The sequence below is a fragment of the Halomonas sp. NPDC076908 genome, assembly GCF_050269715.1.
Classification (GTDB): Bacteria; Pseudomonadota; Gammaproteobacteria; order Pseudomonadales; family Halomonadaceae; genus Vreelandella.
In genome coordinates, this window is sequence record NZ_JBNNIW010000027.1 from 1 (window position 1) to 9916 (window position 9916).

At 54.0% G+C, this 9916-nt stretch carries 9 protein-coding genes; 1 reads left to right on the forward strand and 8 read right to left on the reverse strand.

All coding sequences use genetic code 11. From position 1 onward, the window contains the following. Nucleotides 1–975 precede the first annotated feature (975 nt). The 8 genes from ACQKE4_RS14775 to yrfG form a co-directional block, all read right to left on the reverse strand. Nucleotides 976–2127, reverse strand: a complete 1152-nt coding sequence (locus ACQKE4_RS14775; protein WP_427389122.1) for a mandelate racemase/muconate lactonizing enzyme family protein — start codon at nucleotides 2125–2127, stop codon at nucleotides 976–978. After that, entirely contained in the window at nucleotides 2124–3353 is a 1230-nt protein-coding gene (locus tag ACQKE4_RS14780; protein ID WP_427389123.1) for an alpha-hydroxy acid oxidase, read from the reverse strand. The genes ACQKE4_RS14775 and ACQKE4_RS14780 overlap by 4 nt, the downstream gene beginning before the upstream one ends. Next, on the reverse strand, nucleotides 3350–4285 hold the full coding sequence (locus tag ACQKE4_RS14785) for a dihydrodipicolinate synthase family protein (protein ID WP_427389124.1): 936 nt from the start codon (nucleotides 4283–4285) through the stop codon (nucleotides 3350–3352). Before ACQKE4_RS14785 ends, ACQKE4_RS14780 begins: the two co-directional genes overlap by 4 nt. 70 nt (nucleotides 4286–4355) lie before the next feature. Then, the gene (gene msrB / locus ACQKE4_RS14790) at nucleotides 4356–4853 is read right to left on the reverse strand and encodes a peptide-methionine (R)-S-oxide reductase MsrB (protein ID WP_427389125.1); all 498 of its coding nucleotides are present in this window, start codon (nucleotides 4851–4853) and stop codon (nucleotides 4356–4358) included. 175 nt (nucleotides 4854–5028) lie between these two features. Next, nucleotides 5029–6585 carry a phosphoenolpyruvate carboxykinase gene (locus tag ACQKE4_RS14795; protein WP_427389126.1) on the reverse strand — a complete coding sequence of 519 codons (1557 nt, stop codon included), beginning with the start codon at nucleotides 6583–6585 and terminating at the stop codon, nucleotides 5029–5031. 312 nt (nucleotides 6586–6897) lie between these two features. Next, nucleotides 6898–7773 carry an Hsp33 family molecular chaperone HslO gene (gene hslO, locus ACQKE4_RS14800; RefSeq protein ID WP_427389127.1) on the reverse strand — a complete coding sequence of 292 codons (876 nt, stop codon included), beginning with the start codon at nucleotides 7771–7773 and terminating at the stop codon, nucleotides 6898–6900. Between the two features lie 63 nt (nucleotides 7774–7836). Further along, the gene (locus tag ACQKE4_RS14805; protein WP_427389128.1) at nucleotides 7837–8226 is read right to left on the reverse strand and encodes an RNA-binding S4 domain-containing protein; all 390 of its coding nucleotides are present in this window, start codon (nucleotides 8224–8226) and stop codon (nucleotides 7837–7839) included. Beyond that, nucleotides 8226–8915: a GMP/IMP nucleotidase gene (gene yrfG / locus ACQKE4_RS14810; RefSeq protein ID WP_427389129.1), complete on the reverse strand. Its 690-nt coding sequence runs from the start codon at nucleotides 8913–8915 to the stop codon at nucleotides 8226–8228. Before yrfG ends, ACQKE4_RS14805 begins: the two co-directional genes overlap by 1 nt. Before the next feature lie 77 nt (nucleotides 8916–8992). On the opposite strand from yrfG, the gene nudE reads away from it, so the two are divergent. After that, on the forward strand, nucleotides 8993–9634 hold the full coding sequence (nudE, locus tag ACQKE4_RS14815; RefSeq protein WP_427389130.1) for an ADP compounds hydrolase NudE: 642 nt from the start codon (nucleotides 8993–8995) through the stop codon (nucleotides 9632–9634). The last annotated feature ends 282 nt before the right edge of the window (nucleotides 9635–9916 follow it).

The following is a 9916-nucleotide window of genomic DNA, read 5'->3' on the forward strand; positions in this document are numbered from 1 at the left end:
GCTACAAAATCCAAATCAGATGCGTGCACAAACCGTAGCGCGTGGTAACGAATATGTGAGAGGAACGAACATACAGAGGCACCGCAGCCAAACCCTGGCACCGCTTCGCGATGCTCCCGCGGGTGCGCTTCGCTTACCACGCGCTACGAAAACCCGAATCAGATGCGTGCACAAACCGTAGCGCGTGGTAACGAATCTCGGGAGGTACGAGCGAATGAGGCACCCGCGGAAGGCGGCGGAACGACGCCCAATGGCACCGCAGCCAAACCCCGGCAACGCTTCGCGCTGCTTCCGCGGGTGCGCTGACGCTTACGCCGCGCTACGAAAACACACCGATTTAGCATGGTGCACAAACCGTAGCGCGTGGTAACGAATCTCGGGAGGTACGAGCGAATGAGGCACCCGCGGAAGGCGGCGGAACGACGCCCAATGGCACCACACCAAACCCCGGCACCGCTGCGCGCTGCTTTCGCGGGTGCGCTTCGCTTACCACGCGCTACGAAAACCCGAATCAGATACGTGCACAAAACGTAGCGCGTGGTAACGAATATGTGAGAGGAACGAACATGCAGAGGCACCCGCGGGAGGCGGCGGAACGACGCCCAGTGGCACCGCACACAACCCCGGCACCGCTGCGCGCTGCTTCCGCGGGTGCGCTTCGCTTACCACGCGCTACAAAATCCAAATCAGATGCGTGCACAAACCGTAGCGCGTGGTAACGAATATGTGAGAGGAACGAACATACAGAGGCACCGCAGCCAAACCCCGGCACCGCTTCGCGATGCTTCCGCGGGTGCGCTTCGCTTACCACGCGCTACGAAAACCCAAATCAGATGCGGGCACAAACCGTAGCGCGTGGTAACGAATATGTGAGAGGAACGAACATACAGAGGCACCCGCGGGAGGCGGCGGAACGACGCCCAATGGCACCTCAGCCAACCCCCGGCAACGCTACAACGACCGTAGTGCCTCAAGTTAAGCGCCTGTCCTGTAGCCATGGGCGTCATGGCTCGCCGACAGCAGTTGGCGGGGCTCATCTACACGTGCAGCCGCCAAAGCATCCTGTTTAGGAGTAAATCCCAGACCGGGGAGTCCAGAAAGCCGCATAACTCCCTCTACAGGGTCAGGCGTTCCGGTAAAGAAGTGCTTACCTACCTGCCAGATACCATAGTGGAACTCCACTGCCCCGCCATTCATCACGCCACATAACAGGTGCATGTTGAAGATTGGCCAGCCTCCCCCATTGGACATTGGCATGTTGAATGCCTGCGCCATGTGCGCCACTTTGAGCGACTCGGTGAAGCCACCGTTGTAAATCACATTGGGTTGGATGATATCAACCGCTCGGCTGGCAATTAGATCCCGATAGCGAAAACGATGGCCTTCCATCTGCCCAACTGCAATGGGTACTCTGACATTGGCACGCAGATCTCGGAGCGCCTCTACATCGTTAACATGCAGGGGCTCTTCGAACCAAAGCAAATTACACGATTCAACAGCCATTGCTAGGTAGCGAGCTTCCACTGGGTCAAAGCGACAATTGGCATCGATGATCAGCCCGATATCCTCACCAATTGCTTCACGAACGCACCGAACCCTGCGGGCATCATCCTGCCAAGTACGATGGGGGTTTCCTCCTACCACCATCTTAAGGATACGATGCCCATCTGCAATAAAACGCTTCGCCTGGGCCACCAACTGGTCATCATCTAGCGAGGGATAACCAAAGGTAGCGTAAGTCGGTGCCCAATCTCGATAACCACCCAATAATTCATGTATTGATTGCTCAGTGCGCTTGCCCGCCAGATCCCATAAGGCGATATCGATGGCTGACAACGCATTGGATATCACGCCGGTATAACCGCGGGTATTTAAGTGATGCCAAACATAATTGTGAATTGCCTCACGATGCAGCGCATTCTTACCGATGAGCGCAGGAGCCAGATGATGGTCAATGCAGCTTTTCACTGCCCAGGGAAGCATCGCGCCTGTTAACCCAAAGCCGGCCAACCCCTCATCGGTGAAAACTTCTACATATACAAAAATACGCCTCTCTACGGACTCAACAACGCCCGGCACCTGCACGTCGTGATAGTGCACTGTTGCTTTAATATCGCTAATAATCATGAGTTAACCTCTTCAGCAACAGGTACGGCGTTAACCAAAGGCTGTTTCAACCCATTTATGGTTGGCTGGTAAAGGCAGGAGCGATCAAGCTGAGAAAGGCTGGTAAGGCCTAACAGGGCCATATCCCGCTCAATTTCACGCTGCAGCAGATCCGCAACATGCTCTACACCAGCCTGGCCTGCACAGGCTGCAGCGTAGTTAAAGGGGCGACCCACGAATACGAAGTCGGCTCCTAGTGCTAGTGCCTTGATCACATCTGTCCCCCGCCGGAAACCACTGTCGATCATAATGGGGATATTGCTGATGCGGCGTTTCACCTCTGGCAACACCTGTAAGGGCGAGATGGTCGAGTCCAACTGACGTCCACCATGATTGGAAAGGATAATGCCATCGACACCCGCCCGATGGGCGCGCACCGCATCGTCTGGGTTAAGAATGCCTTTAACAATCAGGGTGTCTGGCCAAAGGCGACGTACCAGATCGAGATAACTCCAGTCGAAATGGCGGCGACCAGAGAAGTCCCTTGCTGCCTTACGAGAGATCATCGGCGCACCGCGTTCGGCATGATTATTCTCGAAGTGGGGCATGCCATGCTTCCATAACGTACGCAGGAAGGTGTTACACAGCCAATCAGGTCGTATCAAGCCATCGAACGCGAGTCTTAGGCTAGGTTCAAGGGGCGATGAGAACCCAGACCTGCGAAGATTATCCGGATTGGGAGGTACGGGATAATCGAGCGTTACCACGAGTTTTTTGAAACCGGCTCGCTTAATCCGCTCAATCAAGGCTTCGATGCCTTCCGGTGTACCAGGCAGGTAGGCCTGGAACCAATCGGCACCTTCAATTTTTGCTACTTCCTCCATGGGTACCAGCGATGATCCACTCATGATCATGGGCAGATTGCGAACCGCGGCGGCGCGGGCAAGCACCAGATCTCCCTGGTAGGCCGATAGCGCGCTGATACCCATGGGGGCAATACCAAAAGGTACCGCGTAGCGTTTGCCATACAGCTCAGTTTGCAGATCAATGTGTGAGACATTGACGAAGGCTTTGGGTAGGAAGCAGTATTCATCGAAAGCAGTCAGGTTAGCTCGCTGAGTTCTGCCATCTTCTGCCACATGGTCGATATAGCCGAAAATAGGTCGTGGTAATTTGCGCCGGGCCAATCGTTCGACATCGTGTAGGTTGTGGATTTTCGAAAGCGTTCTTCGGGTTAGAAAGCTCACTCCGCCACGCTCCTTCCCGTTGCGCCCATGGAAAAACCTTCCTCGGCTAAGGCTTTTTGGAGATCATTGGCAGCTCCATCGCTCAGGTTAACAAGCGGTGGGCGAACGAGGCGCCAGCCATTATGTCCTGTTGCCTGGGCCTTTGTTGCTTTCATAGCAGGTATCATCGGGAAGCCTTCAAACGCACTACGTATACGATTAAGGGCTTGTTGCTGATCATCAGCATCGCTGTTCTGCCAAGTGGCACCTAGTTCGGCAATCGCCTTTGGGTTCACGTTGGCGGTAGCGCTGATACATCCCGCGCCCCCTGCACGTAACGTATCTAATAGGAAACGCTCGCTACCCGCATACACCTCAAATCCCTCTGATGAAAAGCGTTCGATCAAGGCCTGGGTGAATGTCCAATCTCCCCCACTGTCCTTAATGCCAACGAACACATCAGGATAGCGTTGGCGTAGGCGCTCAATCAGCTCGATTGAGAGCGGCACTTGTGCAACAGGGGGGATGTGATAAAGATAAATACGCAGGCGGCTATCGTTGACGCGCTCGACAATTTGAGAAAAATAGTTGAATAATCCTTCGTCAGAGACGCCCTTGTAATAGAACGGCGGCAACATGAGTACACCAGAACACCCTGCTTCAATGGCGGTTCGCGTGAGTGACACGGTATCTTCCAGGCTACAGCTTCCCGTACCGGGCATAAGGTCTGCCCCCTGAATACCAGAGGCTACCAATAGCTCTATCAGGCGCTGCTTCTCAGCTAATGGCAAAGAATTGGCTTCTGAATTTGTGCCAAAGATGGCTAATCCGACGTGGTTATTAAGGAGCCACTGACAGTGCTCTACAAAACGCTGGTCGTCGGTGGAAAGATCTGACATGAAAGGCGTCATGACAGGTGACCAAACATTTCGTTTATTAGCCTTTTCTTTCATTACTAAACTGCCTATTCGATTGTTATTGACGTTAGGGAAGTGAAACGTTACTTATTTTTACCACGATACCTCAAGCAGGCACGAAGCGCAGCGCAACGCCGTTATTACACCAGCGTAGGCCGGTAGGCTCGGGACCATCTTCAAATACGTGGCCTTGATGACCACCGCAGCGGGCGCAGTGGTATTCGGTGCGCGGCCAGATGAGTTTGATATCCAGCTCGGTGAGCATATGGCCTTCTACATGTTCGAAAAAGCTGGGCCAGCCTGTACCAGAATCATATTTCATTTCGCTGGTGAACAGCAGTAGATCACAGCCAGCACAGCGATATTCGCCCTCTCCCCACTCCTTGTCTAGTGGGCTTGAAAAGGCAGGCTCTGTGCCATGGTCACGGAGAACAGCATAGGCTTCATCTAAAAGCCGTTCGCGCCACTCGTCTTTACTCAGTTCCAGCTTTTCTAGACCTGGGGCGGCTTCCAGATTAAGGCGTGGAAAACCAAACGAGATGCTGGGCATCACCCCGACGACACCGGTGAGTCCTGCCAGACCTAAAAATTGACGCCTTTTCATGGGTGTATCTCCCAGAATGCTTAGTGAGGAAAGTAGCCAATAAAAATGGGACAGTGCCGTGGCGCTGTCCCATTCTGATTTCTATCTTTTCTGACTACTTAGTAGTTCTGGCATTCAACTACTAACATCGATCCACTGATTTTTTAGATCGTCTAACGTTTAGGTCAGCAGGCCTTCAGGTTAACTGAGGACCAGCCTTGATAATCGCTTCGCTGACACCTTCAAACTTCTTGAAGTTATCGACGAATTTGGTCGCCAGCTCTTTAAGGTGACGGTCGTAGGCGTCACGATCGCTCCAAGTGTCGCGTGGGTCCAGCAGACTGGAGTCGACGCCCGGCACAGTGACCGGTACTTGCAGGTTCAAGCCATCAATGTGCTTGGTTTCAACGTCACGCAACACGCCAGACTGGATAGCGCTGATAATGGCGCGGGTAGTGGGGATTGAGAAGCGTGAACCACCTTCTCCGTAAGCGCCACCGGTCCAGCCGGTATTGACCAGATACACCTGGGCATCTTTCTTGTCGACGCGCTTAATCAGCAGGTCTGCGTACTCACGTGCAGGGCGCGGGAAGAAAGGTGCGCCGAAACAGGTTGAGAACGTGGCGGCTAAGCCTTCAGAAGAGCCCATTTCGGTTGAGCCCACTTTGGCGGTGTAGCCTGACAGAAAGTGATACGCCGCAGCTTCCTTAGAAAGCACGGATACCGGAGGCAAAACGCCGGACATATCGCAGGTCAGGAAGACGATGGCATTCGGCTCACCGGCAAGGTTTTCTGCTACGCGCTTCTCAACGTGCTCTAACGGGTAAGCGGCGCGAGAATTCTGAGTCAGGCTGTCGTCAGCGTAATCCGGCTCGCGACAGTCATCCAGTACAACGTTTTCCAGCACGGTACCAAACTTAATGGCGTTCCAGATAACCGGCTCATTCTTTTCAGAAAGGTCGATACACTTAGCGTAGCAGCCGCCTTCCATATTGAAGACAATGCCGTCGCCCCAGGCGTGCTCGTCATCACCGATTAAGAAGCGTGCCTGATCAGCTGAGAGCGTGGTTTTACCCGTGCCAGAGAGACCAAAGAAGAGGCAGGTTTCGCCATCTTCGCCCACGTTGGCGGAGCAATGCATAGGTAGCACATCAGAAGCTGGCAGCAGGAAGTTCTGTACCGAGAACATGGCTTTTTTCATTTCGCCGGCATAACGCATACCCGCGATCAGCACTTTCTTCTCGGCAAAGTTGATAATGACGCAGCCGTCAGAGTTAGTGCCATCGCGTGATGGATCACACTCAAAGCCTGCCGCGTTAAGAATTGTCCACTCGTCTTTCGCCGCTGGGTTATAAGCCTGAGGACGAACAAACATAGTGCGGCCAAACAGGTTCTGCCAAGCGGTCTCAGTGTTCACACGTACCGGCAGGTAGTGCGTTGAGTCACTGCCTACGTGCAACTCAGAAACGAAACTCTCCTGGCTGAGCAGGTGGTCATTGACGCGATTCCACAAAGCAGTGAATTTGTCAGCATCGAAGGGACGGTTCACGCTGCCCCAATCGATTTGACTGCTCGTAGAGGGTTCGTCAACGATATAACGATCTTTCGGTGAACGGCCGGTACGCAGGCCAGTGTTTACTACCAGGGCACCGTTGGCCGAGAGGCGGCCTTCGCCACGTGCCACGGAGCGCTCGATTAGTTCGGCGCTGCTGAGATTGACGTGGGCTTGGGGAGCGGCTTGAGTCGTGGTCATGTCGATTCCTGGGCCTTAAGGCCGTTTCTCTCGTGTTACCGGGCGTCACCGACGCCTTAGAGTTCATCCCAACCACACTTGATCCGGCTGGGTGCGCTAAAGTCCGGCGCATTATGGCAAAAAGAACGCCCCCAGGAAACGGGGGCGAGTATCAAATATCTTGTAGTTAAACTACTACATAACCACTATATTTTGTGTTGCAGCGCAGTATAAATTCAAACGCTCGTTTTTAAAGCACTCCGAATTCATTGAATCCACTGGCGCTGTTGATAGCGCTTATAGTCGCCGTAATGGGCACCAACGACTACATGCTTAGTGAATTGTGGGTGATGGTGCCTCGGGGTCATCCAATAAAATTTCAATATCTGCCGCCGTGTAGTGATATTTCGTGTGGCAAAAGTGACATTGTGTATCTATTGCCCCCTGCTCTTGCAGAATATCGCGTAACTCTTCCTGGCCTAGCGTATGCAGCGCATAGCTCATCCGCTCACGAGAGCAAGTGCAGCCAAAGCGCAGCGCTTTAGGATCAAAGACGCGCACGGTTTCTTCGTGATAGAGGCGGTGGAGCACTTCGCGCTGCTCAAGCCCGAGCAGCTCTTCTGTTTTGATGGTGTCGGCCAATTGAACGCTACGATCCCAAGCATCTACATCCTGGTTTTGAGACTCTTCCGGCAAGCGTTGGAGCAGCAACCCACCCGCACGCTCACCATTTGCCGCTAACCACAGCCGCGTGGGCAACTGCTCTGATTGGCTGAAATAGGCTTCCAAGCAGCCGCTCAAGGTCTCTTGATCCAGTGCCACAATACCTTGGTAGCGATGACCTTCGCGGGGGTCAAGGGTAATCACAATTTGACCCTCGCCCACCAGCTCCCGGAAGCTGGCATGCTCACTGGGTAGTACAGCGTCTTCTGCAATACGGGCAATGGCGCGCAGTTCTCCACCTGGGTTGGATTCGGCCATGAGCAGTGAAAGTATCCCGCGTCCACGTACTTCAATACTTAGCGTACCGTCTAGCTTAACGGTATCCGTCAGCAGGGCCACGGCAGCCAGTAGTTCGCCCAGTAGCTCATTTACCGCAGGCGGATAGGCGTGACGATCCAACACTTCGTGATAGGCGGCCGAGAGGGTGACGATTTCACCACGAACATTGGTGTGATCGAACATAAAGCGTTGAATTTGATCTGACATGTTTAAGCTACCTACTGTTTAAAGGGCGGCTGATATTTAATTACGGCTATTTAAATAGCGGGATTACTCTCCCGAGTGGCGCTGGAAACGCTGGATATCGCGTCGCTGTTTTTTATCGGGACGTTTGAGTGGGTGCTGCATCGCCTCGTTGGTAAGCCGGCGGGCTTCAGCTTCTTTGGTACGACGCTGCGCGCTCTCTTCGGTTTCAGCGTAGAACGTGCGCGCTTCTGGCGCGCCGCGCCGCTGGTCAGAAAGCGATACCACTTCTACCTCCAATATCTCCCAGCCTTGGGGCACGCGAATAAGCGCTCCAATTTCCACCTGCTTACTGGTTTTGGCGCGGCCACCGTCATAACTCACTTTACCGCCCTCAATAGCCTTTTTGGCGAGCGCACGGGTCTTAAAAAAACGCGCGGCCCAGAGCCATTTATCCAAGCGTACGCTGTCACTCATTAATGCTCTCCTTGGGGTACCTGTAACGCTTCAGGCAACTGTTCTGGTAGCAGGTGGGCAAAGCGATCCAGGGCAATAAATTCCTGTAGTTCTTTTTCAGGGCGCTGGCTATTAGGTTGCTTGATACCCAGTAAATGCTTAATGCCAAACTCGCGGGCGCTCTCTAACACGCGAGCATTATCATCAATAAACAGCGTACGGGCGGGATCGAAGGGTTCAATTTCCTGCAGCGCAAACCAAAACGCCTGCTCCTCTTTCGCAGCACCTACATCTTCTGACGAGACAATGGCATCCAAATAGCTTTCCAAACCGGTAAGCGGCAGCTTCAAGGCAAGGCTTGCACGATCCGCATTAGTGGCAAGAATTACCCGTGGATGTGCCTGTTTAAGCCATTTCAGAAAATCCAGCGCGTCGCTGCGCAGGCCGATCAAGTGTTGAACTTCGCGCTTCAGGGCCACAATATCCACCCCTAACTCGCGGCTCCAGTACGCTAGGCTGTACCAGTTTAGGGTGCCCTGTTCGCCAATAATCCGTGTACGTAGTGCCTCTTGGGAGGCTTCATCCAGTTGGTGCAGTTCCCGGTAGCGCCGGGGTAGATGCTCCAACCAAAAATGGCTGTCGAAGTGTAAATCCAGCAGCGTGCCATCCATATCGAGTAGGACAGTGTCTATCTCGCGCCAATCAATCATTGCCGCTCCAGTCACATAAGGAGTAAGCGTGCTATTGTAGCTTAACCGCCTTTTACCAGCCATGGAGGCACTCGTTTATGTCTACGCTCCCCCCCACGCCGCCTGGGTTTGATCACCCTGAAGATGACAGCGCCAGCCGCTCTGTTTACCTGCGTAAGCCACAAATTCTATCCCGTGAGTGCGTAGCACAGAGTCGTCTATTCAAGGTGGAGTCGTTGGCGCTGCGTTTTTCTAACGGTGAAGAGCGTCAATTTGAGCGTTTAACCGGCGCTGACCGTGGTGCCGTGATGATCGTGGCCATGCCAGACCCAGATCATGTGCTGCTAATCCGCGAATATGCCGCCGGTTTTGAGGATTACGTACTCACCCTGCCGAAAGGGTTAGTCGATCCTGGTGAAGATATCATTACCGCTGCCAACCGTGAGCTGATGGAAGAGTGCGGCTTTGGAGCACACTGCATTGAACCGCTGGTGGAGCTTTCATTGGCGCCCAACTATATGCGCCACCGTATGCAGGTGTTGCTCGCCACCGATCTTTATCCCAAGCGCCTGCCGGGGGATGAGCCTGAGCCGCTGATCGTCGAGACCCACGCGATTGAGGAGATACCCACTCTTTTGTTGCGCGAGGATTTTCACGAAGCCCGCGCCATTGCCGCACTTTACATTGCCCGGGACAGGCTGCGGGAAGAGAAGCGTAATAACGCGACGGATTTTCTATGATTGGTTAGTGAATAGCTGTTTCCGCGGGTGACGGCGGAACGTCGACCAGTGGCACCTCAACCAAACCCAGGTACCGCTTCGCGATGCTTCCGCGGGTGCGCTTCGCTTACCACGCGCTACAAAACCCAAATCAGATGCGTGCACAAACCGTAGCGCGTGGTAACGAAGAACGCGAGTTCGGCGAGCATTTTAGGCACCCGCGGGAGGCGGCGGAACGACGCCCAGTGGCTCCACACCAACCCCAGCACCGCTGCGCGCTGCTTCCGCGGGTGCGCCGTAGGC

Coding starts and splice junctions, on each gene's coding strand:
- ACQKE4_RS14775 (WP_427389122.1), bottom strand. CDS start 2,127: ATGATTATTAGCGATATTAAAGCAACAGTGCACTATCACGACGTGCAG.
- msrB (WP_427389125.1), bottom strand. CDS start 4,853: ATGAAAAGGCGTCAATTTTTAGGTCTGGCAGGACTCACCGGTGTCGTC.
- ACQKE4_RS14785 (WP_427389124.1), bottom strand. CDS start 4,285: ATGAAAGAAAAGGCTAATAAACGAAATGTTTGGTCACCTGTCATGACG.
- yrfG (WP_427389129.1), bottom strand. CDS start 8,915: ATGATTGATTGGCGCGAGATAGACACTGTCCTACTCGATATGGATGGC.
- ACQKE4_RS14795 (WP_427389126.1), bottom strand. CDS start 6,585: ATGACCACGACTCAAGCCGCTCCCCAAGCCCACGTCAATCTCAGCAGC.
- nudE (WP_427389130.1), top strand. CDS start 8,993: ATGTCTACGCTCCCCCCCACGCCGCCTGGGTTTGATCACCCTGAAGAT.
- ACQKE4_RS14805 (WP_427389128.1), bottom strand. CDS start 8,226: ATGAGTGACAGCGTACGCTTGGATAAATGGCTCTGGGCCGCGCGTTTT.
- hslO (WP_427389127.1), bottom strand. CDS start 7,773: ATGTCAGATCAAATTCAACGCTTTATGTTCGATCACACCAATGTTCGT.